The organism is Mesorhizobium sp. C432A (assembly GCF_030323145.1).
Taxonomy (GTDB): domain Bacteria; phylum Pseudomonadota; class Alphaproteobacteria; order Rhizobiales; family Rhizobiaceae; genus Mesorhizobium.
Window position 1 is genome coordinate 1,215,196 of sequence record NZ_CP100470.1, and the last position, 25,235, is coordinate 1,240,430.

A 25,235-nucleotide genomic window follows, 5' to 3' on the forward strand; every position below is an offset into this window, starting at 1 on the left:
CATCTCCGCTTCGCTCCGACCGCGAGCCGACCCTCCCCACAAGGGGGAGGGTGGCCGCTCAGCCGTTGGTTGTCGCAGATCAGCGGAATGTACTAAGTGTCGGTCCATGGACACCGGCCTGAAGAAATACATCGCCATACGCTACAACATCGCCGCTGGCTTCAAGCCAAGCCAGTGGGACGGAAAGGGCCGCGCCAATCTCGACCCGGTCTGGCTGGTCGAGCGCCTGGCGTTGTTCGACACCTATTGCGCGTCGTCGCTCGAAGGCCAGTCGCTGAAGGATTTTACCGTCCTTCTGGCGTTCGATGCCGATACGCACGAGAACTATATTCGCACCGTGTGCAGCTGCGTGGCCGGTGTCGACGTCAGGCCGATCCTTGTCGAGGCGGGCGAGGATTACAATGATCGCTTCAATGCCTTCGTCCAGGCCGATACCGATGCCGACTATGTTTCGCTCACGCGGCTCGACAGCGACGACGCGCTGGCGCCGACCTTCATGGAGCGCGTCGAGCACTACGCGCGCCGGGAGATCGAAAAGCGTGTGGTGGACCTGCAGCCGCTCTACATTGCCTTTCCGGACGGCCAGAATTTCGACACGGCAAGCGGACGCTACACGCACCACGACTATGTCACGTCGGCGTTCGGCACGCTGGTCGAAAGGAGATCGCCGGCGATGAGCGGCGTCTACAGCGAGCACCACGCAAAAATGGCGACGCGCTTCAACACCGTCGTGGCGGCATCGAAGGGCGCGCAATGGTGCATCGTCATCCATGACAACAACGCCGCCAACGTGTTGAGGGGGAAGCCGGTCTCGGGGCCCTCCTTCACGGTGGGCCGACCGGGTGTCGAACCCAAGGTGCCAGCGCGAAGGCAAAGCGCGCCACGACAGGCGACGCAGCCCCGCATGGCGCCGCGGACCGCAGGCAACTTCATCCGGTTTCTGCTCGGACGACCGATGGCTCTGCGGAAGTAGCGGGCGCTTCACCCTCCCCCTTGTGGGGAGGGTCGATCGCGGAGCGGAGCGGGGTGGGGGTCCTCGCCAACCGTCGGCGCTCACCCCCACCCCGTCTCGCCATCTCCGCTTCGCTCCGATTGCGCGCCGACCCTCCCCACAAGGGGGAGGGTGAAGTAGCTCAGCTTGCCAGCCGGCTTACCATCTCGTGCTGCGCATAAGCGCGCCCAAAACGATTGGCGAGAAACGCATCCAGCGCGATGTTTTCCTGCTTGACGAAGCCGGTCGCCGGCAAGGTGCCGTCGGCCAGCATGTCGAGCACGGCGCAGATGCCGGAGGCGGTGGTGATCTGGATTGCGCTGCGCACCTGGTTGCCGATGCGCTGCGAATAGATCTTGTTGGCGTAGGTTTCCTGCAGCAGGCGGCCATTGCGGCGGCCCGAGACGGTGACGAAGACGATGACCACATCCTGCAGCGTTGCCGGCAGGGCGCTCTCGAAGATATCCTTCAGCACGTCGCGGCGGTGGCGCAGGCCGAGATCGTTGAGCAGCGCCTTCATGATCGCCGCGTGGCCGGGATAGCGGATGGTGCGGTAGTTCAGCGTGCGCACCTTGCCCTTCAGCGTCTCGGCCAGCGTGCCGAGACCGCCGGAGGTGTTGAAGGCCTCATAGGTGACGCCGTCGAGCGAGAACTCTTCGCGCTCCTCCAGCGGCGGCACCTCGATCAGCTCGCCCTCGACGATCGCCTCGCAGGGTTCGCAATATTCGTTGATGACGCCGTCGGTGCTCCAGGTCAGATTGTAGTTCAGCGCATTGGACGGGTATTGCGGCAGCGCGCCGACGCGCATGCGAACGCTTTCCAGCGTGTCGAAGCGGCTGGCGAGATCATTGGCGACAATCGAGATGAAGCCCGGCGCCAGGCCGCATTGCGGAATGAAGGCGCTGTTGCCCGACTTGGCCAGCTCCTTGACGCGGCGGGTCGAGACGACATCCTCGGTCAAATCGAGATAGTGCACGCCGGTTGCGGCGGCCGCTTCGGCGATGCGCGTGGTCAAATGGAAGGGGGCGGCGCTCAGCACGGCGAAGGCGCCGGCAAGGGCGGCCTCGAGTGCGCCCGGCGCCGCGATATCGAGCTCCAGCCCCTCGACGCCGGCGGGAAGTTCGGCCGCGGCAAGCTGCACCGCCGCGCGGTCGATAACGGTGACGTGGTAGTCGCCGCTGTCGGCGAGCATGCCTGCAATGGTGGAGCCGATCTTGCCGGCGCCGACGACGATGATTTTCTTCATGACCTTGCCCCTCGTGAAAACTCTTTGGCCCAGACCGCCGCGCGGTGGACGCGATGCCTTCAAGAATCGCAGCTTGCCTGTCGAAAGGAAGCGTGGGATCGTTCGAAATGAACCCTGCAATTGAACGATACGCCGACGAGGTTCGTCGAAATGCTCAGTGACGCCGAACAAAAACTGCTTTCCCTGCTGCGCGCCAATGCCCGCGCGTCGACCACTGAGCTGGCGCGCCAGCTCGGCGTTTCGCGCACGACAGTGCAGAGCCGGATCGAGCGGCTGGAACAGCGCGGCATCATCACCGGCTATGGCGTGCGGATGGCGCCGGACTACGAGCAGGGGCTGGTGCGGGCGCATGTGCTGCTCACCGTCACGCCCAAGCTCGCCGACAAGGTGGTGCGGGCGCTGCAGGCGCTGCCGCCGGTGAGGACGCTGCATTCGGTGAGCGGCAATTTCGACATGATCGTCATCGTCGACGCGCCGTCGATCAGGGATCTGGATGCGTTGCTGGACGAGATCGGGGCGATGGACGGGGTCGAGCGGACGTCGTCGTCGATTATTTTGTCGACACGGATCGATCGGTAGGTGGAACGCATGAGCCGCTAATCTCCCCCGTGCGGGGGAGATTAGCGGCAGGCCAGAGGGGGTCGGTTCGACTGGGCTCGGCCTACCTGCCGCTGCAGAAGGAGGTTAGCGCTCCACGCGAGGCGACCCCCTCTGTCGCCTTCGGCGACATCTCCCCCTCAAGGGGGGAGATTAGCTGCTAAGCCCGCCGCCTTTCCGGCCCGCTATCCAGCCACGCCACATCCTCCGCCGACAGCTTGATATCCAGCGCCTTCAAACTGTCCTCCAACTCGTCCAGCGTGCGCGGGCCGATCAACGGCACCGACGGAAAAGGCTGCGCCAGCACATAGGCGAGCGCGATGTGGATCGGACTTTTGCCCAGGCGCTGCGCCAGCTCGATGGCACGGTCGCGGCGGCCGAAATTTTTCTCGGAATACCAGACCCGCACCAGCTCCTCATTGTCCTGCTTGTCGCGGCCGGCGCGGTCGGTGAAGAAGCCGCGGCCCTGGCTCGACCAGGCGAAGTTGGGCATCTGCCTTTTCGTCAGCCAGGATTTCCAGTCGTCGGTGGACGAGGTGATGCAGCCGGCCCAGATCGGTTCCAGCATCTCGGCCAGCGAGAAATTGTTGGAGAGCACGCCGGGCTTCTGCTTGCCGGTGCGCTCGGCATAGGCAATCGCCTCGTCCATGCGCGCCATCGTCCAGTTCGAGCCGCCGAACGGGCCACGGATGCGGCCGGCCTTGACCTCGGCGTCCATCGCATCGACGAATTCGCCGACCGGCACATCCGGGTTGTCGCGGTGCATGAAATAGAGGTCGACATGGTCGGTCTGCAGCCGGTCCAACGACTGGGCGAGCTGCTTGCCGATGACATCGGGATAGCAGAGCGGCGAGTGGGCGCCCTTGGCGATGATCACCGACTGCTCGCGCACGCCGCGATTCCTGAGCCATTGGCCAAGCAGCGTTTCGGTGTAGCCGGCGCCGTAGACATAGCCGGTATCGAACAGATTGCCGCCGGTCTCGAAGAAGGCGTCGAGCAGGATTGCGCCCGACGAGAAGGTGCGGAAATCCTCAAAGCCGAGCGCCACCACGGAGGCCGGCTTCGACAGGCCCGGAATCTTGCGCTTGCCGATGGCCGTGCCGCCGGTGCGCAGCGGCCGGCCCGAAATGGTGTTGGTTCGCTTAGCCGGCTTTTCGATCTCATATTCGAGCCCGACGGCGGCGCGCCATCTGTCGAGGACGCGCAGCGTGCCGAGGCTGTCGGCCCAGCTCATGCCCGGCCAGGCGAACTCCTGTTTGCCGGCCAGGATCGCCTCGCCGGCGGCGTCGACCTCGAAGGAATAGAGATGGCGGGTTTCGTTGACGCTGATGGTATCGCGCGTGTCGTCGGCGAGGATTACATCGATCCGGCCAGGGCCGCCATCGCGGTTGCCGCCGCCGGCGAACCAGAAATCCGGCACTTCGATGCGGCCCTTGGTGCCGAGGATGCGCAGCACATTGTCCTGTTTGAGCGAGATGCTGCAGGATACCTCGGCGACGATGCCACCGGGAAAATGCAGCAGCGCCGAGGCCCATTCGTCGACGCCGGACTTGCCGAGATGGGCGGTGCCGACAACCTTGTCCGGCTCGGCGAAGGGTTTTCCAGTCGCAGCCCCGGCAATCAGCCGCACCATCGAGACGGGATAGCCGCCGACATCGAGGATGCCGCCGCCGGCGAGATCGTTGGCGTAGAGCCGGTGCTCGGGCATGAAGCCCGGCATGGCGAAGCCGAAGCTCGACTTCATCAGCCTGACATCGCCGATGACGCCCGACTTGATGAGTTCCACCAGCTTCGCCGTCTGCGGGTGCAGCCGGTACATGAACGCTTCGCCGAGGAAGGTGCCGGCCTTGCGCGCAGCATGGATCATGGCGTCGGCCTCGAAGGCGGTCAGCGCCAGCGGCTTTTCGCACAGCACATGCTTGCCGGCTTCCGCCGCCTTGATTGCCCATTCGGCATGGCCGGGATGCGGGATGGCGATATAGACGGCGTCGACCTCGGGGTCAGCGAGCAGCGCGTCGTAACCGTCGAGGATGCGGGCGCCGGGAAACGTCTCGGCCAGGCCTGCCTTGCCGGGATTGCGGGCGCCGAGCGCCACGATCGTGCCGGTGCGCGAGCCTGCCACGCCGCGGGCGAACGCTTTGGCGATGTCGCCGGGCCCGAGTATCCCCCAGCGGATGGGCGCGGTTGCAGTCATGGTCATTCTCCTTGCAAGGCTGGAAGCGCTCAGCGCAGCCGCTGGCCGTTTTCGTCGAACAGATAGGATTTGCGGATGGACACGGTGATCTCCTGGGTGTCGGGGACCTTTGCCGCGTCGCGCTGGATCACCAGGTCTTCGCCATGGGCGGTCCTGGCATAGATGAAGCTGGTGCCGCCGAGATGCTCGACCACGTCGATGCCGACGGTGAGGTCGGCGTCGCCTTCGCCGCCATTGCCGAAATGTTCGGGCCGCACGCCGACAATGACCTTGGCTCCTGTTTGCGGCACGGCGCCGGTCAACGGTTGCATAATGCGGGTCATTTCCTCGCCCACCAGCTCGACGGTGACGCTGCTCATGTTGCGCCCGACGACGCGGCCCTTGATGAAATTCATCTTCGGCGAGCCGACAAAGCCGGCGACGAACTGGTTGTCGGGATTGTCGTAGAGATCGAGCGGCCTGCCGATCTGCTCGACATGGCCACCGCGCAGCACGACGATCCGGTCGGCCAGCGTCATCGCCTCGGTCTGGTCGTGGGTGACATAGATCATCGTTGTGCCGAGTTCCTTGTGCAGGCGCGAGATCTCGACCCGCATCTGGACGCGCAGCTCGGCGTCGAGATTGCTCAACGGCTCGTCGAACAGGAAGACTTGCGGCTCGCGCACGATGGCGCGGCCAATGGCGACGCGCTGGCGCTGGCCGCCGGACAATTGCCTGGGCCGCCGCGCCATCAACTCTGTGATGCGCAGGATTTCGGAGGCCCGCTTCACCCGCCGCTCGGTGTCCTCCTTGGGGTTGCCGGTCATCCTGAGGCCAAAGCTCAGATTCTGCTCCACGCTCATGTGCGGGTAGAGCGCGTAGGACTGGAACACCATGGCGATGCCGCGCTCGGCCGGCTCGACATCATTCATCACCTTGCCGCCAATGGCGATCTCGCCGCCGCTGATATCCTCCAGCCCGGCGATCATCCTGAGCAGCGTCGATTTTCCACAACCCGACGGGCCGACAAAGACGACGAACTCGCCATCGGCGATATCGATGTTGGCGCCATGGATGATCTCATAGACGCCGAAGCGTTTTACGACATTGGTGAGGGTGACTGCCGCCATATCGCTCTAGTCCTACTTGACGGCGCCGGCGGCGATGCCGGCGATGAAATGGCGCTGCAGCAGCACGAAGACGACCAGCATCGGTACGGTCAGCATGACGGCGCCGGCCATGATGCCGCCCCATGAGACCTTGGTCAGGCCGATCAGCGTGCCGAGCGCCACAGGGGCCGTCATCGCGCCGGGCTGGCTGTTGATCAAAAGCGGCCAGAGATAATTGTTCCACGAGGCGAGGAACAGGATGATGGCGAGTGCGGCCAGCATCGGCCGCGCCAGCGGCAAAGCGACGAACAGGAAGATACGCCATTCCTTGACGCCCTCGACACGTGCCGCGTCGAAAAGGTCGGCCGGCATCATCGAGAAAGCCTGGCGCATGAACAGCACGCCCAGCGAATTGAACAAGGGTGGCACGATCAGCGCAATCCAGGTGTTGGCGAGCTGGAAGTCGCGCGCCACCATGATGAATTGCGGGATCAGCACCACCGCATAGGGCAGCGTGATGGTGCCGAGGATGATCGCCACCACCGCGCCCTTGCCGAAGAACTGATAGCGGGCGAGCGCCCAGCCGGCCATCGAGGTCAGCAGCACCGAGAAGAAGGTGTAGGTCACCGCCACCGCCACCGAAATGCCGATAGCGCCGACGAAATTGGTGTCACGCTGCAGATTGTTGAAATTGTCGACGAAATTGCCGTGCGGCAGAAGCTCGATGCCGGGGCTGAAAATGCCGTTGTCGGGCATGGTCGAAAACACCACCATCATCCACAGCGGAAACAGCCAGATCACCGCCAGCGGCGTCAGGACCAGATGTAGCAGGACGCTGCGGCCGAGCCGGCGTTGCGAGAGCGAACTCATTTCGGCGCCCCTCTCATTTCGGCTCTCTTGTCAGCCACAGCTGCACCAGCGTGATGGCGATGGCCAGCCCCGCCATGGTGTAGGCGACGGCCGAGGCATAGCCGAAATTGAGCGAACGAAAACCCTGGCGGTAGAGCAGCAGGCCAAGCGTCTCGGTGCCGCCGCCGGGACCGCCGCGCTCCGTGATCAGGAACGGTTCGGTGAAAAGCTGCATGGTGCCGATGATCGACAGCACGGCGCAAAACACGATGACCGGCTTGAGCAGCGGCAGCGTTATGTAGAAGAACTGCTTGAGCTTGCTGACGCGGTCGAGCGTCGCTGCTTCATAGACGTCCTCGGGGATCGACTGCAGGCCGGCGAGCAGGATGATGGCGTTGTAGCCGGCCCAGCGCCAGGTTACCGCGATCATGATCAGCGCCATGGCCGGTGTGACGTTGGAGAACCAGTCGATCTTGGCCAGGCCGACGCCGGCCAGGAGCTTGTTGATGATGCCGAAATCCAGGTTGAACATCAGCCGGAACACGGCGGAATAGGCGACCTCGCCGACCACCACCGGAGCGAAGAAGGCAAAGCGGTAGAGGCCACGTGCTTTCAGCAGCGGCGAGTTCAGCAGTACCGCCATGATGATCGCCAGCGAGATCATCACCGGCACCTGGATCACGAGGATGAGCAGCGTGTTCTTCAGCGCGTTGAAGAAAGCGGGGTCGCCGATCAGGCGGCCCCAGTTGAACGTCGGCGCAAAGCGCCAGGGCACCGTGCGCGTCGCCTGGAAGGAAATCATGAACGAGGAGATGATCGGCCACACCCAGAAGATGGCGAAGATCAGGAGGTAGGGCGTGAGGAAGCGATAGGCCGTGGCGTTCTGGTAGCGCATGGTTCCTCCTCCTTCCTTTTGTTTCTTCCTTCTCCACTTGTGGGAGAAGGTGTCGCCGAAGGCGACGGATGAGGGGTGTTCCAGGAAACGCCAACGTTTCACTCCGCTGGAACACCCCTCATCCGTCTCGGCGCTAACGCGCCGATCCACCTTCTCCCACAAGGGGAGAAGGGGAAGTGGCGCCTACTTGACCGGCAGTCCAGTCGCCGAAGCGATCTGGCTGGCGGCGTCGTCGAGGGCGGCCTTGGCATCGGGATAGCCGCCGCCGAGATATTTGGTCTGCACGGCGCGCATGATGATTTCGGCGTCGCTCTGGAACGGCGTGCCGCGGCTCGGCACCACCTTGGGCAGCGTGGCGAGAATGTCCTTCCACACTGCCTGGCCGCCCCAATAGGGCAGGCCCTGCGAGACGTAGGGGTCGTCGAGGGCCGAGATCAGTGACGGCACCAGGCCGAAATCCCTGAGCATGGTAATCTGGCCTTCATTGGTCTCGAGCGTGTATTTCAGATAGGCGTAGGCGGCCTCCTTGTTCTTCGAGGATGAGGTGATGGCGAGCGACGAGCCGCCGAGATTGGCCGCGCGGGGGCCGTCGGCGGTCAGGCTCGGCATTAGGTAGACACCCCATTTGCCGTTTTCGCCGGCGGATTCGGTGCGGATGGTGCCCTCATACCAGCCGCCATAGACCTGGGTGGCGACGGTGCCGGCGGTGTTGTTGGTGATCTTGGTGCCCCAGTCGGCCGACGAGATGATGCCGGCGTCCTTCATGTCCTTGATCTTGGCCAGCGTGTCGACGCATTTCGGCTGGTTGACGGTGATCGACTGCCCATCGGCGGCGAAATAGCCGCAGCCCTGTTCGTTGGAAATCATGCGGAAGAATTCGGTGTCGCCGTTGAAATCGGCATTGGTCATGGTGACGCCGGGATTGGCGGCCTGGACCTTCTTGCCGGCGGCGATGAAATCGTCCCAGGTCTTGATCGAGGCCGGATCGACGCCGGCCTTCTCGTAGAAGTCGCGGCGGTAGAAGGCGGCTACCGGGCCGGAATCCCACGGCATGGCATAGGCCTTGTCGCCGACCTCCAGTTCGGTGCGCTTGAAGTCCGGGAATTTCTTCTGGTCGTCGGCGGTGTAGCCCAGCGTGTGCAAATCGACGAAGCAATCGGGGAACTGGCTCCAGTAATTCTCGGCCTCGCCGTTTTCGATCGAGACGATATCGGGCAGGCCGACGCCGCCGGCCGCACAGCCGGCGATCGACTTGTCATAGGTCGGCTGGTTGCCGAGATCCTGAACGGTGACCTTGACGTCGGGATACTGTTTGTTGAAGCCGGCCACCGTAGCCTTCAGCGACGAAGCGGCGATATTCCAGCTCCAGATCGTAATTTCGCCGGACTGCGCCAAAGCCGGGGCTGAGCCCAGGCCAAGCGCCAGCGCGGCACAGATCAGTGTCGTGCGCATTGAAATCCTCCCATTTCATTTGCTCTCTCTTCGCGAGCATGGCTAGACTAGGCGGCGCGGAAGGCTTGTCCCTGACAACGGGAATAAAAGATGGGCGGAAAGTAAGATGCCGGAACGGCCGTTTTACCAGCCTGGCGCCAGCAGCGTCGAAGGCCTGCCGATGGCTTTGCAGATGTTTCACAACCATCCGCTGGTGATGCTGAAGCCGCATTGGCATGCCCAGGTCGAGGTCAATTTCATCGTCCGCGGCAGCGTGCACTACCGCATGAACGAGCACGAGATCGCGCTCACGGCGGGCGACATGTGCCTGTTCTGGGGCGGGCTGCCGCACCAGATGGACGATCTCTCCGACGACGCCATCTATGCCGGCGCGCATCTGCCGCTGGTGCATTTCTTCCGCCTGCACCTGCCGACGGATGTCCGCCACCGGCTGATGACGGGCGCCACGCTGGTGACATCGGCGACCGACCAGGCCGATCATCACAATTTCGAACGCTGGAACCGCTATTTCCGCTCGGGCGATCCGGCGATAACCGAGCACGCCGTGAACGAGCTGCTGCTGCGGTTGGAGCGGGTGCGCTTCGAGCCCTACCGGCTGGTGCCGGAAACCGCCATCGGCCAGGAACCCGGCGGCCCGTTCGACCAGCAATCGCTGCGCAATGTCGGTCGCATGTGCGACTTCATCGCCGAGAATTTCCTCTACGACATAGACTGCGTCGACATCGCGGCGGCGGCCGACATCCATCCCAAATACGCCATGAGCATTTTCAAGAAGTCGACCGGCATGACGCTCAACGAATATATGAACCTGCTGCGGCTGAGCTATGCGCAGGCGCTTTTGATGCATGAAGACGCCAATGTGCTGCGCGTCGCCATGGATTCAGGCTTCGGCTCGCTCAGCGCCTTCAACAAATCCTTCCGCAAGCTGGCGGGGATGTCGCCCTCGGATTTTCGCCGGGGTGCGGTGGGCCGGTAGGTTCAACGGTCGTCTTGATCAACCCGCAGCCGTTCGGGTGGAAACATGTGCAAGGCTAATCGCGACCACCTTTGTCGACTGCGATCATCAACTTGGAGAATTGTCAGCGACTTCGCGTTTCATGAGCGCCTTCCCCCACTCCGTCGCTGCTTCGCTCGACGGAGTGGGGTCGACCTGGCTCTGGCGTTGTCATTTCAAGCCGGGACCGGTGCCCTCCGCCCGAGGAAACCCGACAATTACCGCCAGCCCAGGCCGGCGATCCTCCAGCGCAATCGTTGCACCATGCAGGTCAGCGATTGCCCGCACCAGGCTGAGGCCCAGGCCGCTGCCGGGCGTGGTGCGGCTGGAGTCGAGCCGGTAGAGCCGCTGGAACACTTTTTCGCGCTCCTGCGCCGGGATGCCGGGGCCATTGTCGGCGACCTCAGCCAGAATGCGGTCGCCTTGCCGCCGCACCGATAGAAGGATTGCCGTGCCATCGGGGCAATGCCGCAGCGCGTTCTCAACCAGATTGGCAAACAATTGCGTCAGCAGGTCGCGGTCGCCGTGGACCAGGCATGGCGTGCCGTGGACGATCGTGGCCGACAGCGACTTGCCGTCATCCTCGGCGACACCGGCGTAGATTTCGGCAATGGCATCGATGACGCCGGTGAGGTCGAGATCGACAAAGCGCGCCTTGCGGGCGCCGGCCTCGATCTGGGCAATACGCAACAGCGCATCGAAAGTATCGTTGATCTGCAGGCTTTCCCCACGTGCCTCCGCCAGCTCATCGGCAACGGCCTCACCCCGCGCGGTCCTGTCGGCCGCAGCTTCCAAAATCATCTGCAGCCGGTTGAGCGGCGTCTTCAGATCATGCGCGATGTCGGCGCTGACCTGGCGCATGCCGTCCACCAGCGCCGCCAGCCGCTCCAGCGCGGCGTTGACCTGGCGCGAGACGCCGTCAATGTCGTCGCCATTGCCGAGCAGTGGAATGCGGGCGTCGAGCCGGCCGTTGGAGACATCGTCCATGGTGGTGGCAATGCCGTCGAGGCGACGCTGCACACGCGACGCCAGCAAGGCGCCGCCAGCCACCGCCAGCCCTGAAATGATCAGGGTGGCCCAGCCGAAGTTCATCAAAACGATGCGTTCCAGCTCCTCGGTTTCGGAAAGCGAAAAGGCAATTGTCAGGCTGTTGGGCCCGACCGAACCGGTCCAGGCGCGGTACATAGTGTCCGGCGCAACGCCTGGCAGGGAAGCGGCAAAATCGGAAAAGCCATCCGGAAGGTCGGCGGCGGTGAAATTCCCGGCCAGATGATTGCCGGCGGGATCGGTGAGCGAGAACAGCTGTTCCTTGCTCGGGCTGAGCGCGGCGTGGCTGTCGACTGCCGAAACCAGATCCTCCCGGTCGTTTCCGGCATAGGTCACCGCCACGACCGAATAGGTCTCCTTGACCGACTGGTCGAGCTGCTCGGCAAGATCCGCGCTCATCAGCTGGTAGACGATGGCGCCTGACAGGATGAAGGCGAGCACGAACAGCAAGGCGAAGGTCAGGGCCAGCCGAAACGGCGTGCTGCGCAGCAGGCGAGAGCCTGTCTCAGTCATAGTGCGTTTCAGTCATGGCAAGCTTCAGTCATGGCAAGTTTCTGTCATGCCGCGCCTCAGTCGTGAACACTGTAGCCAGTGTTGCGCACGGTGTGGATCAACGCGGTTTCGAACGGCCTGTCGATCTTGGCGCGCAGCCGGCTGATATGGGTTTCGACGACGCTGGTCTTGGGGTCGAAGTGAAAATCCCAGACCCGTTCCAGAAGCATGGTGCGGGTGATGACGCGGCCCTCGCCGCGCATCAGCACTTCGAGCAGGCTGAATTCGCGCGGCTGCAGATCGATCGCCTGGCCCTGCCTGGTGACGCGGCGCTGGATCAGGTCCATTTCGAGGTCTGCGATGCGCAGCGTCGTCTTCAGCTCCTGCACCGCAGGGCGACGGCCGAGCGCGTTGATGCGGGCGAGCAGTTCGGAAAAGGCGAATGGCTTGACGAGATAGTCGTCGCCGCCGGCCTCGAGCCCTTCAACCCTGTCGTCGACGCCGCCGACCGAGGTCAGAAAGATCGCCGGCGTGCGCACGCCGGCCGCCCGCACCGCCTTGATCATCGACAGGCCGTCGAGGCCGGGCAGCATGCGGTCGACGACGATCACGTCATAGGCGTCGCGTGTCGCGGCAAACAGCGCGTCATGCCCGTCGCGCAGCAGATCGCAGACATGCCCGGCTTCGCTCAGGCCCTTGACGACATAGTCTGCGGTCCTGGGGTCATCCTCAACAAGGAGAAGTCGCATCTCTGTTCCGGTCTGTTGCCGAGGCTTTGCCAGAGCGGCATGCTAGCACCGGCGGCGGTCCGTTCCTAGAATATCCGCCGCGCCTGGTCGCTCGTGGTCGTTGCACATGTCCATAAGTGTCATCCGACCGGATCGCGCGCAGGGACAAGCATCCTGCGCAGCACGGCGTCTTTCAGAATAAAATGATGGAAGAGTGCCGCACCGGCATGAATGCAGATCAGAACGATGAATACCGGCTTTGCCCAAGTATGGACATCGCCCATCCAGCTCCAAACATAAAAGGCCAGAAGCCCGGAAACAGGAGCGGCAACGAGAAGGCCATAGAACAGCGCATGCGTTGTGCGTGAGGCGAAAGCCATCCATTTCGGCATTGTGGATTGCGGCTTGGGCGCACCGATGAAGAGGCGGACGGCCAGTCGCACGAACACCAGCAACAGGATCGCCAGGCCTACCCAGTAATGGGCGGACCCCATGGTCTGCCCGTAGGACGACAGTTGGCGTCTGTCCGCTGCCGCATCGACATAGATTGTCATGTTTTCGCCGAACAGGAGCTGGAACAGGACAAGCGCCGCTATCATCCAATGCAGGCTAATTTGGAGGCCGCTATAACCGGATTTCCTGGAGTTCATTCTTCCGTCCATGAGGTGAGCGCGATAGCTGCCCAGGGCGACCCACGGCAGGGATCCATTGACGTTTTGGCGCGTTCTCGTCGCGTCAAGCGGGCGTGCAGGTGCTTGCATCTACTCCGATTCAAGCAGGATTTTGTCGGCCTCGCCGGTGCCCTTCTTCAGACTCATATAGAGAACGAGGGCGACGATGCAGCCCAGGAAGATCATGCTGGTGAAGGTGGTGCCGAAGCCGAGGCCGCCATATTCGACCGGCTGCGACAGCAGGTCGCCGAACGAGGCGCCAAGCGGCCGCGTCAGGATGTAGGCCAGCCAGAAGGCGAGGATGGCGTCGAGGCCGAAGGCGAAATAGCCGAGGGCGATGAAGACGATGACCGCGCCGAACAAGAAGCCAGTCGTGAGATAGCCAATGTCGAACGTCTCGGCGACAAGGTCGCCGGCCGCGGTGCCGAGCGAAAAGGTGAACAGGATCGCCAGCCAGTAGAAGATCTCGCGCCTGGTGGTGACGATCGTATGGATGGAGAGCGTTCTTTCGCTGGCGTACCAGACCGCGAATGTCGCGGCGAGCAAGACCGTGAAGGCAATCGTGGTGGTTTGCAGACGGACGCCGAAATTGTCGACCAGATTGTCGGTAATCAAGGTGCCGACGACGCTGATCAGCACCACCGCCAGCCAATAGGCCCATGGCACATAACGCTTCTGCGCGAATTGCAGCGCCAGCGCGACGACAAGGATGCCGGTCATGATCAGCGAGGTGACGGTCAGTCCGAAGCCAAGATTGACGGCCAGATAGTCGGCCGCCGTCTCGCCCATGGTGACCGCCAAAAGCTTGATCAGCCAGAATTCGACGGTGACATCAGGGACCCTGTTGGGTGATGCCAGTGCGGCGGGTGCAGTGCTTGCAGACAAGAGCATGATGGGATCCTTGTCGTTTCGGCGGGGACGGGCCTATTCCCCGGTACGTGCGGCGAGGCTTGGTCTTACTTCCCCATGATCTTCATGGCCTGAGCGAAGAAGTCGTCGGCGCGCTTGTCGTCGTCGGCATTGCAGCGCTCGACGCCTTTGGCCTCGAGATCGGATACTTTTGTCTTGTCCGCGGCGCTCAGCGCCGCCAAGGCTTCCGCCGCGCGCAGGTCCTTCAGAGCGTCTTCGCAAGGCGTCGCAGCGGAAGCGGCTGAAAAGACCGGGTTGGCGATGGCAATGGCGCAGAGCAAGAAAGCGAGGGTTAGCTTTTTCATGCTGGTGTTCCTGTCTTGCGCCGATATCCAGGCGGTGTTGAAACGATGTCCGGCAGGTCGGCCGGCATAAGGACTATGGGCAGGCGACCTCGCCGCAATCTGTCCGCCCGCTTACAAATTCGTAAGAATGGCTGAAATTCCTGCCGGTTGCCTCGCCATCGCCGCACGGAAGCGCTAGTGGGTGGCGAGACACCGGCGCTATGAGCCCTGCCGGAGAGCAGGAACTATGATGAGCTACGCTCCCCCCAAGCCGGCAGCGAAGGCGTTCGACCAGCACAAGCGCCTGCTCGTCATACAAGTGGCGGCAGCCCTCGCCGTCATGCTGTTGCTGTTCACCAAGCCCTTTCTCGTCGAAGGCTCGGACGGGCACGAATACATTGAGGCGCTGGGCATCGGCTTCGTGCTGGTCTGCTTCCTTGGCCGTCTGTGGAGCATTCTCTATGTCGGCGGCAGGAAGAACGACGAGCTGGTCACCATCGGCCCGTTCTCGATGAGCCGGAACCCGCTCTACTTCTTTTCCACGGTCGGCGCGGCGGGCGTCGGGTTGATGTACGGCTCGGTGCTGGTGGCGGCGGCGCTGGCTCTGGTGAGCTACCTGGTGTTCCGGGTGACGGCGCGCAAGGAAGCCGAGTTCCTGTTTGGAAAGTTCGGCCCCGCCTACAGCGTCTATGCCGAACGCACGCCGCCTTTCTGGCCGAACCCGCTGCTGTTTCACGATCAAGCCGAACGCCGGTTCTCGACAAAGGCGTTGCGGCGGACATTCACGGACGGGCTCTATTTCCTGGCGCTGTTCCCGGCCATCGAGACGATTGAGCAGTTGCGGATCAGCGGCATGCTGCCGGTGTTTTTCACCCTCTACTGACCGGAGCGCCGTGCCGCGCGGCGCACGCTGTAGAGCAGGATGACGAGGCAGCCGGGCAGAAGCAGGACGCCGCCGGCAAGCGGCGGCAACGCCAGCAGCTTCACTGCCGCGGCAATCGCCACGATCAACAGCAGCGCCAACGTCGCAAGGCTGCCGTCGTCGATGAACATGCCGACGAGCTCCTTTAGAATGAGGCGGACGACGTTCATCGAGCAACTCCTTGTGCAGCCTTGGGGTAGCTGGCGCGCAACCAGCGCACCATGGCGAAGCACGCGACGGCGATGATTGCGAAGATGGCCAGCAGCGCCAGATCGGCGCCCGGCCAGTCGGTGCCCAGGCCTTCGCCGGTCCAGAAAATGCCGAAGCTTGTCAACATCAGGCCGACGGCGAATTTGAGCGCGTTTTCCGGCACCCGCGTCAGCGGCCTGTGCACCGCAAGGCCGATGATCGTTACCAGGATGAAGGCCGCCAACGCGCCAAGGCTGGCATAGAAGGTCTGTGCATGCGCGGCGCCGACGGCAATGACGATGAACACCACCTCGACACCTTCGAGCAGCACCGCCTTGAAGGCCGCGAGCCCGGCCAGATAATCGGCGCGGCGGTCATTGGCCTGCTGCTGCAAAGCGGCGGTTTCCTTTGAAAAGGCGGCGTCCTCGTCATGCAGGGCGATGACGCCGACACTGCGCAAAATGGCCTTTCTCAACCAGCGCATGCCAAACAGGACCAGGAGCACGCCGACGACGAACTGCAGCACCGCAATGGGAATCAGCGCCAGCAGCGGTCCGAAGGCCAGCACCAGAGCCGCCAGCACCGCCAGCGCCAGCGCCGCGCCTGTCAGCGCTGGCCGCCAGCTGCGGGTGACGCCGACCGCCAGCACGATGGTGAAGGCCTCGACCACTTCGACGAAGGAGGCAAGGAACGAGGCGGTCACGGTGGAAAGTATGGGCGTCAGGCCGTTCATGAAGGTTTCCTGTCTGCGGGAATCACTAGCCTGAGAAGGATACAGCGCTCCGGCGGAAGGGAGAACGCGCCGGCATCGTCGCCATGGTCTATCTGTTGCGTCAACATCGGTGGCCCGGTCGCCGGCGTTCGCTACGAGCTGCTCGGCGTCGGCGACAATTTCAAGCCGATCGTGCTAGGCCTTGTCATTGTGCTCGCCGTCATTCTGGATGCCTATCGGGAAAAGCTGTTGAGGGTGATCCGATAAAGCGCGTCGCGCTTTTTGGTTTTTGTTTTATGGATGTCATTTTCCCAGATCCGCCGGACACTCCGGGCGACATGCACTAGGGGACAAGAAATGACGACGATTGCCGATGTCGCGCGCCATGCCGGAGTGTCGGTCGCAACCGTCTCGCATGTGATGAACCGCACGCGCCATGTCGAGCCTGAGACGGCCGAGCGCGTGCATTCGGCCATCGCCGCCTTGCGCTACAGCCCGAACACGCTGGCGCGCAGCCTGAGGCGCGGCGAGACCAAGACCATCGGCCTGCTGCTGCCGGACAATTCCAACCCGTTCTTCGCCGGCGTGGCGCGCCAGATCGAGGATGCCGGCTTCCTTGCCGGCTATACTGTGATCCTGTGCAACTCCGACGGCAGCGCCGAGAAGGAGGAGCGCTACCTCCAGGTGCTGATGGCCAAGCAGATCGACGGGCTGATCTTCGCCGGCTCGTCGGATCATGCGCGGGTGTTCTCCAGCCTTCTGCCCGGCGTGCCGGCGGTGCTGATCGACCGCGAGATCCATTCGGTCAATGTCGATTCCGTGCTGGTCGATCACGATCATGGCGGCTATCTAGCCGGCCGCTATCTGGCCGGGCTCGGCCACGAGAAGATCGGCGTCATCGGCGGCCCGCGCGATTCCAGCTCCAGCCCCGCCCGCCTGCGCGGCTTCGCCAGGGCGCTGCAGGAAGCCGGCCTCGACCTGCCGCCGGCCTCGGTGGTGGATTCCGACTATCACTTTGCCGGCGGCCGCACAGCGATGGAGCGGCTGATGGCGCAGGCGCCGGGGATCACGGCGCTGTTTGCCTGCAACGATCTGATGGCCATGGGCGCGCTGACAGTGCTGCGCGGGCGCGGATTGCGGGTCCCAGGCGACATGTCGATGATCGGCTTCGACGACATACCCTATGCCGTCACCACCTGGCCGCCACTGACGACGATCGCACAGCCGGTCGAGAAGATCGGCACGCGGGCGGTGAGCCTGCTGATCGAGCGAGTTGCCGAGCCGGCGGCGCATTCGCGCCGCGAAGTGCTCACGCCGGTGCTCGTCGAACGGGAGAGCTGCGCGCCGTTGAGCGGCTGAAGTCCCTCAGGCGGCGGCCGGCTGCAGCGCTGCCCTGAGCAGCATGCCGAAGAGGTCGCGCGGCTCGTCGGGATCGGCGAGCAGGTCGAGCTCCTCGTAGAGGCCGGTGGCCTGAAGCTGGTCTCTGACATAGCGCAGCGCGGAAAAATCCTCGGTGGCGAAGCCGACGGAATCGAACAAGGTGATCTGTTCCGCCGTCTTGCGGCCTTCCGCCTTGCCGGTCATCACCTGCCACAACTCGGTCACCGGATGGTCGGCGTGGAGCTGCTGGATTTCGCCCTCGATGCGCGTCTGCGGCGAGAACTCGACGAAGATGTCGGAGCGCAAAAGGATGTCGCGGTGCAGTTCCGTCTTGCCGGGGCAGTCGCCGCCGACCGCGTTGATGTGCACGCCGGAACCGACCATGTTGTCGGTCAGAATGGTGGCGGACAGCTTGTCGGCGGTCACCGTGGTGATGATGTCGACGCCTTCCACAGCATCCTGGCCGGTCGCGCAGATGGTGATGTCAAAGCCTTTGCCGGCGAGGTTGCGGGCGCATTTCTCCGAAGCCGAGCGGTCGATGTCGTAGAGCCGCAGCCGGTCGATGCCGAGCAGCGCTTTGAAGGCGACAGCCTGGAATTCGGACTGGGCGCCATTGCCGATGATGGCCATCGAGCGCGCGCCTTTCGGCGCCAGATATTTGGCCGCGACAGCGGAGGTCGCCGCGGTGCGCAGCGCCGTCAGGATCGTCATTTCGGTGAGCAGCATCGGATAGCCGGAGCCGACATCGGCGAGCACGCCGAAGGCGGTGACGGTCTGGCGCCCCTCGCGCATGTTCTTGGGATGGCCGTTGACATATTTGAAGCCGTATAGCCGGCCGTCGCTGGTCGGCATCAGTTCGATGACGCCGTCATGGCTGTGCGAGGCGATGCGCGGCGTCTTGTCGAACAGCTCCCAGCGGCGAAAATCCTCCTCGATATAGGCGGCGAGTTCGGTGAGGAACCGCTCGACGCCGATGGTCAGCACCAGCTTCATCATGCGGTCGACGCTGACGAAGGGGACGATGGCAAGGCGGGAAGGCTGGGTCATGCAATGCTTCCGGAATGGCTGCGGGTCGGGCGGTCCATGATGCGGCGGCCCATCAGGCTGGCGGCGAGGTCGACCATCAGCGTGGCGGTGCGGCCGCGCTCGTCGAGGAACGGGTTGAGCTCGACCAGATCGAGGCTGGAGACCAGGCCGCTGTCGGACAGCATCTCCATCACCAGATGCGCCTCGCGGAAGGTGGCGCCGCCGGGCACGGTGGTGCCGACGGCCGGCGCGATGGAGGGGTCGAGGAAGTCGACGTCGAGGCTGACATGCAGCAGGCCGTTTTCCTTTTCGACGATGGCCAGGAAGGCGCGCAGCAAAGGTGCAACGCCGTGCTCGTCAATGGTGCGCATGTCGTGCACGGTAACCCCCGCTTCGCTCAGCGCCCGGCGCTCCGCCGGATCGACGCTGCGCAGGCCCATGACGCAGATGTGGGCAGGGTCGACGGCGACAGGCAGGTCCGGGAAATAACCGTTGAAGCCCGGCCGGCCGCTGGCATAGGCGAGCGGCACGCCGTGCAGATTGCCGCTGACGGTGGTATCGAGCGTGTGGAAATCGGGATGTGCGTCGAGCCACAGCACGAAGAGCGGCCGGCCGCGTTCGGCGGCGCGGCGGGCTATGCCCGACACCGTGCCGGCCGATATCGCGTGGTCGCCGCCAAGGAAGATCGGCATGGCGTCTCGCGAAGCCGCATAGGCGGTCTCGGCAATTGCCGCCGTCCAGGCGGAAATCTCCGGCAGGGCCTTCAGCGCGAGATTGCCGTGGACGATTGCGCGCACGGCGGCCGGTTGCACCGCGCCCCAGTCCTCGACCTCGTGGCCGAGTTCCGACAGCACCGAGGCAAGCCCGGCCGTGCGCAGCGCGCTCGGCCCCATCTCGCATCCCATCCTGCCGGCGCCGTCCTGCACCGGCGCGCCAACGATCCTGCAGCGCATGGTTCTTGTTGTCCTTGTAAATTGATTGGGCGGTTGATGCGTGGAATGAACCATCCCGGCCCGGCAGAATGAACAGGCGAAATTGGCATTTCGAGAAGAATGATTTATCAATCCGATAAGTCAGCTTGGTCAAAGTGGATAGAATCATGGACTTGCTCGACGAAAGGCTGGTCACGCTGCTCAGGCATGATGCCCGGCGCAGCATCTCCGATCTCGCGGTCGATCTCGGGGTGTCGCGCGCCACGGTCAGGGCGCGCATGGAGCGGCTGGAAAAAACGGGCGAGATCATCGGCTACACGGTGGTGCTGCGCGCCGACGCGGTCGACCAGCGGATACGCGGCGTGATGATGATCGAGATCGAGGGCCATGCCGCCGACCGCGTGGTCCGGGCGCTCGGCGGCCTCGCCGAGGTTTCGACCATTCACACCACCAATGGCCGCTGGGACCTGGTGGTCGAACTCGGAACGGCGTCGCTCACCGATTTCGACGCGGTGCTTAGGCGGATACGGCTCATCCCGGGGATAACCGGCAGCGAGACAAGTCTGCTGCTGGCAACGCCGAGGACGACAAGGGCAAGGTTGGCGTAGCCGTCCTTCCGGCCGGCGTGTTCACGCAAAGCTTTGTGACGGATCTGGCGAATGGGTCGCCTGGCTGACGAATCTCATTGGGGCCGCAGCTATCCTCCACATGACGGAGGAAGCCGGCATGACGCGAGATTGCACCAGCTTCAACGGTGCAAGGACCGGACGCTTGCCACAGGCCAAGGCTGATGGCAGGATAAAAGGCCGCAACGTGCGGCCTCTGGCGGCCGTTGTGTTTCGATGGATTATGAAGCATTTTCCCAAGGTGCGGGTTCTCCTCACAATGTGCGGCAGCCTCGTTTCGCCTTGGTCGCCCTTGATTTTTCGCAATGTGCGCTTTGCCTGCCTCAGGCCGCAGGGCATTTAATTCCACGGGGTCAAGCCTCATGACAGAGATTTGTGCTCGGGCCGTCTATCGTCGGCGAAGACAAGGCATGGCGCCACAATCAGCGCCCCTGGCATTCGTGACCTGGTGAAGAATGCCGTTGCGTACCTCTCGCCCCCATGTTTCAAAACAGGTCGATAGACCCGCGAGAATGGTTTCGAAGCCTGCGGGGTTGCCCACGGTCCGGCGAGAATTCTAAAAGACGTTCACAATGACACAGCACGCAAAAGACGCACGAATTCTCATGTACAGCCACGACACGTTCGGGCTCGGCCATTTGCAGCGTTGCCGAACGATCGCGCATTCGCTGGTCGGGGATTTCCGCGGACTTCAGGTGCTAATCATTTCGGGCGCCACCATCGCCGGCGCCTTCGACTACCGCGCCCGCGTCGACTTCGTGAAGATCCCCAGCGTCATCAAGCTGCGAAACGGCGAATACACCTCGCTGGAAAAGGACATCGATCTGCACGAGACGCTAAGGATGCGGCAGTCGATTATCCGCCACACGGCCGAGAGCTTCCGGCCGGATATCTTCATCGTCGACAAGGAACCGCTGGGGCTGCGCGGAGAGATTGAGGATACGCTGTCCTACCTCAAGACGCGGGGCACCACGCTCGTGCTTGGCCTGCGCGAGGTGATGGACGCGCCGCATTTGCTCGAAGCGGAGTGGGCACGCAGGGATGTGATGCGCAAGATCGGCCTGTTCTACGACAAGGTCTGGGTCTATGGCCCGCCGGATTTCTACGATCCGCTGACCGGCCTGGAGGTGCCGCCGGCGGTCAGGGCAAAGATGAAGTTCGTCGGTTTCCTGCAACGGAGCCTGCAGCAGAACCAGTTGCCCGGCCACCGGCCCGAGGGCGACTATATCCTGGTTACCACCGGTGGCGGCGGTGACGGCGCCGACCTGATCCACAACGTCATCGAGGCCTATCAGCAGGATCCGCGATTGCAGCACCGGGCGCTGATCGTGCTTGGGCCCTACATGCCGGCGCGCAAGCGCAACAAGCTGGTCCGGAAGGGGGCCAAGATCCCCTATGTCAAGATCATCGAATTCGACAACCGGATGGAAGAGCTGATTGCCGGCGCCAAGGCGGTGGTGGCGATGGGCGGTTACAACACCTATTGCGAGATACTGTCTTTCGACAAGCCGGCGCTGATCGTGCCGCGCGTCACGCCGCGCGAGGAACAGCTGATCCGGGCACGGCGCGCAGCCGAACTCGGCCTCATCGAGATGCTTTTGCCTGAGGAAGCCGAGGATGCCCAGCGGTTTGCCGATGCGCTGCAGGTTTTGCCGGGCCGGCCCCGCCCATCGCAGAGCAATGCGCATCTGACGCTGGAAGGGCTGCCTCATATTTCCGAAATCGTCGCGGAACTGCTCGACCGGCGGGCCGGCCATCACCTTTCGGTCATTGAAGGCATGAACTGAGTTGCAACACCGCAAGATCGTCGTGGTTCTGAAGGGCTACCCGCGGCTGTCGGAAACCTTCATCGCGCAGGAGCTGCTCGGTCTGGAGCGTGCGGGGTTGGACCTGATACTTTTCGCGCTCAGGCGGCCGACCGACGCAAAACGTCATCCCGTGCATGACGAGATCAAGGCCCCCGTCCATTATCTGCCGGAATATCTGCACAGAGAGCCGCTGCGCGTGGTTCGATCGCTGTTTGCCTGTCTGCCGCGGCCTGGCTTCTGGCGCGCGCTCAAATCGCTCGCTGCCGATATCCGCCGCGACTTTACGCGCAATCGCGCGCGCCGCTTCGGGCAAGCGCTGGTGCTGGCGGCCGAATGGCCGCAAGATGCCGGATGGCTGCATGCCCATTTCGCGCACACGCCGGCATCGGTGACGCGCTATGCCAGCCAGCTTCGTGGCTTGCCCTGGAGCTGCTCAGCCCATGCCAAGGACATCTGGACGTCGGCGGACTGGGATCTGGCCGGCAAGCTTTCCTCGGCGCGCTGGACGGTCACGTGCACGAAAACCGGCTTCGACCATCTGAAAAAACTCGCCAACGGCAGTTCGTCCGTGCATCTGAGCTATCATGGGCTCGACCTTGACCGCTTCGGCAGTTTCGGCGAGGCGCGAAAACAGCGTGACGGCTCGGCGCCGGCCGAACCGGTCATGATCTTGAGTGTCGGACGCGCCGTTGAAAAGAAAGGCTATGATACGTTGCTGGAGGCTCTTGCCCTCTTGCCTGGCGATCTGGCGTGGTGTTTCGAGCATATCGGTGGCGGCGAGGAACTGAACCGGCTGAAGGCGCTGGCGCAAAGGCTCGGGCTGGAGGGGCGCGTCTCCTGGAAAGGCGCGCTGGCGCAGGAGGAGGTGCTTGAGCACTACCGCAGCGCCGACATCTTCGCTTTGGCCTGCAGGATCACCGCGGACGGCGACCGGGACGGCCTGCCGAATGTTCTGGTGGAGGCGGCCAGCCAGCGGCTTGCCTGCGTGTCGACCGATATTTCCGGCGTGCCGGAGCTTTTATCGTCGGATGAAACCGGGCTGCTGATTCCCTCGGAAAACCCGACTGCCCTGGCACAGGCGCTGGAGCGCCTGATCCGCGATCCCGTCCTGCGCGCCCGCCTCGGCGACGCCGCGGAGCGGCGCGTGCGAAGCAATTTCGACCATGTGGCAGGCATTGGACAGCTCAAGGAACTGTTCGAGCGGGAGTGGCGGGCCGCCGAATGAAGCGGCTGCGCGCTTTCTTCTATGTTCAGCACCTGCTCGGCATCGGCCATCTCGCGCGCGCCAGCCGCATTGCGGCGGCTCTGGTCGATGACGGGTTCGACGTCACCGTCGTGACCGGCGGAGCGCCGATCGCGGGATTTCCGGGATCGGGTGTAAAATCCGTGACCCTGCCGCCTGTCACCTCCGGTGACGAAGGATTTTCCGGACTTGTCGACCTGCAGGGCAAAGCCATCGACGATGATTTCAAGAGGCGGCGCTCAGAGATGCTGCTGCAGGCTTTCCGGGATTACAGGCCCGACATCGTCATTATCGAGGCGTTTCCCTTTGGACGCCGGCAGATGCGTTTCGAACTCTTGCCACTGATCGAGGCCATCGAAGCGACATCGCCCAGACCGCTGCTGGCGGCGTCCGTCCGCGACATCCTTCAGGAGCGCGTGAAGCCGAGCCGAAACGAAGAAACGGTCGATCTCGTCAACAGGCATTTCGATCTTGTCATGGTCCATGGCGATCCGGCTTTCGCAACCATCGACAAGACATTTCCGCTGGCTGGGGCGATCAGGGCCGAGGTCGCCTACACCGGGCTCGTTGCTGCGCCGCCGGCGCAAGCGGCCTCAGAGCGCTTCGACGTTCTGGTGTCGGTTGGCGGCGGGGCGGCCGGAAAGAGCCTTGTCAGATCCACCGTCGCGGCGGCGCGAAATGCCGACAACGCCTGGACATGGTGTTTGATCACCGGCCCAAACCTGCCGAAGGACGAGTTTGACGCGATTTCACGCGATGCCTCCCCACGCCTGTCCATCTTCCGGTTCCGCGAGGATTTCGCCAGCCTGCTGACCGGCGCCCGCCTGTCGGTCTCGCAGGCGGGTTACAACACGGTCTGCGATGTCATGCGCGCGGGGTGTCGCTCGCTGCTCGTTCCATTTGCAGCCGGCGGGGAAACCGAGCAGACGCGTCGCGCTCTGATGCTCGAAGAGCTCGGTCTTGCAACGGTGCTGACGGAACAGGACCTGACGCCTGAAGGTCTGGCGCATGCGATCGAGCAGGCGCTTGCGGGACCGCCGCCAGCCTCGCATCGTCTCGATCTGGAAGGGGCGCGGCGCTCGGCGCAAATCCTGCGCGAGCGCTTCAAACAGTTCCAATCAGCATGAAGCGTGTATAATTTTTTGTCGGCAATTCGCCGGAGAACCTGATCTGCCGCAGCGCCGCCATTGCTTCGAAGGCTGCAAGTGACGCCACGCAGTTGATGTGCGTCGGCTCGCTGAAATAGTCGTTCGACTGCAGCAGCACGTTCGTACCCCGCGGAAGCAGGGCAAGCCAGGCGCTGAGATCGGCTATGTGTTCGCAGCTCGTATTGACCACCAGGTCGGGTCGGCCGGCGCCATAGTCGAGTGCGTACATATCTGCCGTCAGCGCTTGAAACCGCTCGCCGGCTTGCCGGTTGAGTGTCCGGGCGACCGCGCCGACTTCGGGATCGATGTCGATGCTGTCGATCGCCCCGATGTCGAAGCGGGCGTCATTGAAAAGCATCGCCGGCAATACGCCGTACCATCCACCCAGAACCCATATGCGCTCGAACCGGCCGCCGCAGCTTTCGAACAGCCTGTCGAGCGCCCACATCTTGCAGGCGACCTGCTTGTGGTTGAAGGCATTGGCGATATCGGCCTGCGGATGCTTGGCGATGACGCGCGCCAGCCCGGCCACGAGAGGGTGGTCGACATAGGCGGCAATTCCCCGCGTGAGGTCCAGGGCTTGCTCATGCCCACCCATGCCGGCATTGCGTGGTTGCGTGACATCCATCATATTCGTCTTCTATGTTGGGATTTCGGGCGACACAACGCAATCTTGCCTCTTGCAAGCCTGTTCGACTTGCGGACGCGACTGTGCCGCAACCCGTTTCGCCATTGACCGGAGGAGGCCGATTGCATTTGTCCGGACCATCGGCGCCCATCCGCCTGGCGCGCAGCTGCCGCTTTGAGCTCGT

25 protein-coding genes and 1 pseudogene are annotated in these 25,235 nt (G+C 63.5%); 10 read left to right on the plus strand and 16 right to left on the minus strand.

The window, feature by feature from the left end:
• Window positions 1-106: 106 nt before the first annotated feature.
• The gene (locus tag NLY33_RS05790) at window positions 107-973 is read left to right on the plus strand and encodes a glycosyltransferase (RefSeq protein ID WP_023707473.1); all 867 of its coding nucleotides are present in this window, start codon (window positions 107-109) and stop codon (window positions 971-973) included.
• Between the two features lie 160 nt (window positions 974-1,133).
• On the opposite strand, the gene NLY33_RS05795 is transcribed toward NLY33_RS05790, so the two are convergent.
• The gene (locus tag NLY33_RS05795) at window positions 1,134-2,237 is read right to left on the minus strand and encodes a saccharopine dehydrogenase family protein (RefSeq protein WP_023706778.1); all 1,104 of its coding nucleotides are present in this window, start codon (window positions 2,235-2,237) and stop codon (window positions 1,134-1,136) included.
• A gap of 150 nt (window positions 2,238-2,387) precedes the next feature.
• Here NLY33_RS05795 and NLY33_RS05800 point away from each other — a divergent pair, with 150 nt between their 5' ends.
• Window positions 2,388-2,816 carry an Lrp/AsnC family transcriptional regulator gene (locus NLY33_RS05800; RefSeq protein ID WP_023672167.1) on the plus strand — a complete coding sequence of 143 codons (429 nt, stop codon included), beginning with the start codon at window positions 2,388-2,390 and terminating at the stop codon, window positions 2,814-2,816.
• 178 nt (window positions 2,817-2,994) lie between these two features.
• Here the strand turns inward: NLY33_RS05800 and NLY33_RS05805 are convergent, their stop codons facing one another.
• The 5 genes from NLY33_RS05805 to NLY33_RS05825 all read right to left on the minus strand — a co-directional run bounded on the left by NLY33_RS05805 (window position 2,995) and on the right by NLY33_RS05825 (window position 9,312).
• Window positions 2,995-5,028: an aldo/keto reductase gene (locus tag NLY33_RS05805; RefSeq protein ID WP_023706779.1), complete on the minus strand. Its 2,034-nt coding sequence runs from the start codon at window positions 5,026-5,028 to the stop codon at window positions 2,995-2,997.
• Window positions 5,029-5,057: 29 nt separating this feature from the next.
• Window positions 5,058-6,137: an ABC transporter ATP-binding protein gene (locus tag NLY33_RS05810; RefSeq protein WP_023706780.1), complete on the minus strand. Its 1,080-nt coding sequence runs from the start codon at window positions 6,135-6,137 to the stop codon at window positions 5,058-5,060.
• Between the two features lie 12 nt (window positions 6,138-6,149).
• Window positions 6,150-6,986: a carbohydrate ABC transporter permease gene (locus NLY33_RS05815; protein ID WP_023672164.1), complete on the minus strand. Its 837-nt coding sequence runs from the start codon at window positions 6,984-6,986 to the stop codon at window positions 6,150-6,152.
• Between the two features lie 13 nt (window positions 6,987-6,999).
• Window positions 7,000-7,860 (minus strand): carbohydrate ABC transporter permease, encoded by an 861-nt coding sequence (locus tag NLY33_RS05820; RefSeq protein WP_023672163.1) that lies wholly within the window; start codon window positions 7,858-7,860, stop codon window positions 7,000-7,002.
• A 183-nt stretch (window positions 7,861-8,043) separates the two neighbouring features.
• On the minus strand, window positions 8,044-9,312 hold the full coding sequence (locus tag NLY33_RS05825) for an ABC transporter substrate-binding protein (protein ID WP_023706781.1): 1,269 nt from the start codon (window positions 9,310-9,312) through the stop codon (window positions 8,044-8,046).
• A 106-nt stretch (window positions 9,313-9,418) separates the two neighbouring features.
• On the opposite strand from NLY33_RS05825, the gene NLY33_RS05830 reads away from it, so the two are divergent.
• Entirely contained in the window at window positions 9,419-10,288 is an 870-nt protein-coding gene (locus NLY33_RS05830) for a helix-turn-helix domain-containing protein (protein WP_023706782.1), read from the plus strand.
• A 189-nt stretch (window positions 10,289-10,477) separates the two neighbouring features.
• Here the strand turns inward: NLY33_RS05830 and NLY33_RS05835 are convergent, their stop codons facing one another.
• The 5 genes from NLY33_RS05835 to NLY33_RS05855 all read right to left on the minus strand — a co-directional run bounded on the left by NLY33_RS05835 (window position 10,478) and on the right by NLY33_RS05855 (window position 14,458).
• Window positions 10,478-11,866, minus strand: a complete 1,389-nt coding sequence (locus NLY33_RS05835) for a HAMP domain-containing sensor histidine kinase (RefSeq protein WP_023708792.1) — start codon at window positions 11,864-11,866, stop codon at window positions 10,478-10,480.
• 56 nt (window positions 11,867-11,922) lie between these two features.
• Window positions 11,923-12,594, minus strand: coding sequence for a winged helix-turn-helix domain-containing protein (locus tag NLY33_RS05840; RefSeq protein WP_023672160.1), 672 nt, complete (start codon window positions 12,592-12,594; stop codon window positions 11,923-11,925).
• A gap of 119 nt (window positions 12,595-12,713) precedes the next feature.
• Window positions 12,714-13,334, minus strand: coding sequence for a cytochrome b (locus tag NLY33_RS05845; RefSeq protein ID WP_245261217.1), 621 nt, complete (start codon window positions 13,332-13,334; stop codon window positions 12,714-12,716).
• Entirely contained in the window at window positions 13,335-14,135 is an 801-nt protein-coding gene (locus tag NLY33_RS05850; RefSeq protein ID WP_031196754.1) for a COG4705 family protein, read from the minus strand.
• A 65-nt stretch (window positions 14,136-14,200) separates the two neighbouring features.
• Complete coding sequence (locus NLY33_RS05855; RefSeq protein ID WP_023706785.1) at window positions 14,201-14,458, minus strand: hypothetical protein; 258 nt, start codon at window positions 14,456-14,458, stop codon at window positions 14,201-14,203.
• A gap of 229 nt (window positions 14,459-14,687) precedes the next feature.
• On the opposite strand from NLY33_RS05855, the gene NLY33_RS05860 reads away from it, so the two are divergent.
• Window positions 14,688-15,320: a methyltransferase family protein gene (locus NLY33_RS05860; protein ID WP_023685059.1), complete on the plus strand. Its 633-nt coding sequence runs from the start codon at window positions 14,688-14,690 to the stop codon at window positions 15,318-15,320.
• Here NLY33_RS05860 and NLY33_RS05865 read toward each other — a convergent pair.
• Window positions 15,314-15,529, minus strand: coding sequence for a hypothetical protein (locus NLY33_RS05865; RefSeq protein WP_023672157.1), 216 nt, complete (start codon window positions 15,527-15,529; stop codon window positions 15,314-15,316). The two genes, NLY33_RS05860 and NLY33_RS05865, sit on opposite strands and share 7 nt — an antisense overlap.
• Window positions 15,526-16,281 (minus strand): COG4280 domain-containing protein, encoded by a 756-nt coding sequence (locus NLY33_RS05870; RefSeq protein WP_023706786.1) that lies wholly within the window; start codon window positions 16,279-16,281, stop codon window positions 15,526-15,528. The genes NLY33_RS05865 and NLY33_RS05870 overlap by 4 nt, the downstream gene beginning before the upstream one ends.
• A 59-nt stretch (window positions 16,282-16,340) precedes the next feature.
• Here NLY33_RS05870 and NLY33_RS05875 point away from each other — a divergent pair.
• Both NLY33_RS05875 and NLY33_RS05880 read left to right on the plus strand, forming a co-directional pair.
• Window positions 16,341-16,527: pseudogene (locus NLY33_RS05875) on the plus strand (ABC transporter permease); the annotation flags it as partial.
• Between the two features lie 90 nt (window positions 16,528-16,617).
• Window positions 16,618-17,619 (plus strand): LacI family DNA-binding transcriptional regulator, encoded by a 1,002-nt coding sequence (locus tag NLY33_RS05880; protein WP_023706787.1) that lies wholly within the window; start codon window positions 16,618-16,620, stop codon window positions 17,617-17,619.
• A 6-nt stretch (window positions 17,620-17,625) separates the two neighbouring features.
• Here NLY33_RS05880 and ocd read toward each other — a convergent pair whose 3' ends face one another.
• Both ocd and rocF read right to left on the minus strand, forming a co-directional pair.
• Entirely contained in the window at window positions 17,626-18,687 is a 1,062-nt protein-coding gene (gene ocd / locus NLY33_RS05885; protein WP_023706788.1) for an ornithine cyclodeaminase, read from the minus strand.
• A complete protein-coding gene (gene rocF / locus NLY33_RS05890; protein WP_023706789.1) occupies window positions 18,684-19,619 on the minus strand; it encodes an arginase in 936 nt (311 codons plus the stop codon). The genes ocd and rocF overlap by 4 nt, the downstream gene beginning before the upstream one ends.
• A gap of 146 nt (window positions 19,620-19,765) precedes the next feature.
• On the opposite strand from rocF, the gene NLY33_RS05895 reads away from it, so the two are divergent.
• The 4 genes from NLY33_RS05895 (at window position 19,766) to NLY33_RS05910 (ending at window position 24,402) form a co-directional block, all read left to right on the plus strand.
• A complete protein-coding gene (locus tag NLY33_RS05895; RefSeq protein WP_023685065.1) occupies window positions 19,766-20,206 on the plus strand; it encodes an Lrp/AsnC family transcriptional regulator in 441 nt (146 codons plus the stop codon).
• A 590-nt stretch (window positions 20,207-20,796) separates the two neighbouring features.
• Window positions 20,797-22,011, plus strand: a complete 1,215-nt coding sequence (locus NLY33_RS05900; RefSeq protein WP_023672150.1) for a glycosyltransferase family protein — start codon at window positions 20,797-20,799, stop codon at window positions 22,009-22,011.
• A gap of 1 nt (window position 22,012) precedes the next feature.
• A complete protein-coding gene (locus NLY33_RS05905) occupies window positions 22,013-23,257 on the plus strand; it encodes a glycosyltransferase (protein ID WP_023706790.1) in 1,245 nt (414 codons plus the stop codon).
• Complete coding sequence (locus NLY33_RS05910) at window positions 23,254-24,402, plus strand: glycosyltransferase family protein (protein WP_023706791.1); 1,149 nt, start codon at window positions 23,254-23,256, stop codon at window positions 24,400-24,402. The genes NLY33_RS05905 and NLY33_RS05910 overlap by 4 nt, the downstream gene beginning before the upstream one ends.
• On the opposite strand, the gene NLY33_RS05915 is transcribed toward NLY33_RS05910, so the two are convergent.
• Window positions 24,380-25,051 carry a class I SAM-dependent methyltransferase gene (locus tag NLY33_RS05915; protein WP_081727413.1) on the minus strand — a complete coding sequence of 224 codons (672 nt, stop codon included), beginning with the start codon at window positions 25,049-25,051 and terminating at the stop codon, window positions 24,380-24,382. The two genes, NLY33_RS05910 and NLY33_RS05915, sit on opposite strands and share 23 nt — an antisense overlap.
• Window positions 25,052-25,235 lie beyond the last annotated feature (184 nt).

Coding starts and splice junctions, on each gene's coding strand:
- NLY33_RS05790 (WP_023707473.1), top strand. CDS start 107: ATGGACACCGGCCTGAAGAAATACATCGCCATACGCTACAACATCGCC.
- NLY33_RS05795 (WP_023706778.1), bottom strand. CDS start 2,237: ATGAAGAAAATCATCGTCGTCGGCGCCGGCAAGATCGGCTCCACCATT.
- NLY33_RS05800 (WP_023672167.1), top strand. CDS start 2,388: ATGCTCAGTGACGCCGAACAAAAACTGCTTTCCCTGCTGCGCGCCAAT.
- NLY33_RS05805 (WP_023706779.1), bottom strand. CDS start 5,028: ATGACTGCAACCGCGCCCATCCGCTGGGGGATACTCGGGCCCGGCGAC.
- NLY33_RS05810 (WP_023706780.1), bottom strand. CDS start 6,137: ATGGCGGCAGTCACCCTCACCAATGTCGTAAAACGCTTCGGCGTCTAT.
- NLY33_RS05815 (WP_023672164.1), bottom strand. CDS start 6,986: ATGAGTTCGCTCTCGCAACGCCGGCTCGGCCGCAGCGTCCTGCTACAT.
- NLY33_RS05820 (WP_023672163.1), bottom strand. CDS start 7,860: ATGCGCTACCAGAACGCCACGGCCTATCGCTTCCTCACGCCCTACCTC.
- NLY33_RS05825 (WP_023706781.1), bottom strand. CDS start 9,312: ATGCGCACGACACTGATCTGTGCCGCGCTGGCGCTTGGCCTGGGCTCA.
- NLY33_RS05830 (WP_023706782.1), top strand. CDS start 9,419: ATGCCGGAACGGCCGTTTTACCAGCCTGGCGCCAGCAGCGTCGAAGGC.
- NLY33_RS05835 (WP_023708792.1), bottom strand. CDS start 11,866: ATGACTGAGACAGGCTCTCGCCTGCTGCGCAGCACGCCGTTTCGGCTG.
- NLY33_RS05840 (WP_023672160.1), bottom strand. CDS start 12,594: ATGCGACTTCTCCTTGTTGAGGATGACCCCAGGACCGCAGACTATGTC.
- NLY33_RS05845 (WP_245261217.1), bottom strand. CDS start 13,334: ATGCAAGCACCTGCACGCCCGCTTGACGCGACGAGAACGCGCCAAAAC.
- NLY33_RS05850 (WP_031196754.1), bottom strand. CDS start 14,135: ATGCTCTTGTCTGCAAGCACTGCACCCGCCGCACTGGCATCACCCAAC.
- NLY33_RS05855 (WP_023706785.1), bottom strand. CDS start 14,458: ATGAAAAAGCTAACCCTCGCTTTCTTGCTCTGCGCCATTGCCATCGCC.
- NLY33_RS05860 (WP_023685059.1), top strand. CDS start 14,688: ATGAGCTACGCTCCCCCCAAGCCGGCAGCGAAGGCGTTCGACCAGCAC.
- NLY33_RS05865 (WP_023672157.1), bottom strand. CDS start 15,529: ATGAACGTCGTCCGCCTCATTCTAAAGGAGCTCGTCGGCATGTTCATC.
- NLY33_RS05870 (WP_023706786.1), bottom strand. CDS start 16,281: ATGAACGGCCTGACGCCCATACTTTCCACCGTGACCGCCTCGTTCCTT.
- NLY33_RS05880 (WP_023706787.1), top strand. CDS start 16,618: ATGACGACGATTGCCGATGTCGCGCGCCATGCCGGAGTGTCGGTCGCA.
- ocd (WP_023706788.1), bottom strand. CDS start 18,687: ATGACCCAGCCTTCCCGCCTTGCCATCGTCCCCTTCGTCAGCGTCGAC.
- rocF (WP_023706789.1), bottom strand. CDS start 19,619: ATGCGCTGCAGGATCGTTGGCGCGCCGGTGCAGGACGGCGCCGGCAGG.
- NLY33_RS05895 (WP_023685065.1), top strand. CDS start 19,766: ATGGACTTGCTCGACGAAAGGCTGGTCACGCTGCTCAGGCATGATGCC.
- NLY33_RS05900 (WP_023672150.1), top strand. CDS start 20,797: ATGACACAGCACGCAAAAGACGCACGAATTCTCATGTACAGCCACGAC.
- NLY33_RS05910 (WP_023706791.1), top strand. CDS start 23,254: ATGAAGCGGCTGCGCGCTTTCTTCTATGTTCAGCACCTGCTCGGCATC.
- NLY33_RS05915 (WP_081727413.1), bottom strand. CDS start 25,051: ATGGATGTCACGCAACCACGCAATGCCGGCATGGGTGGGCATGAGCAA.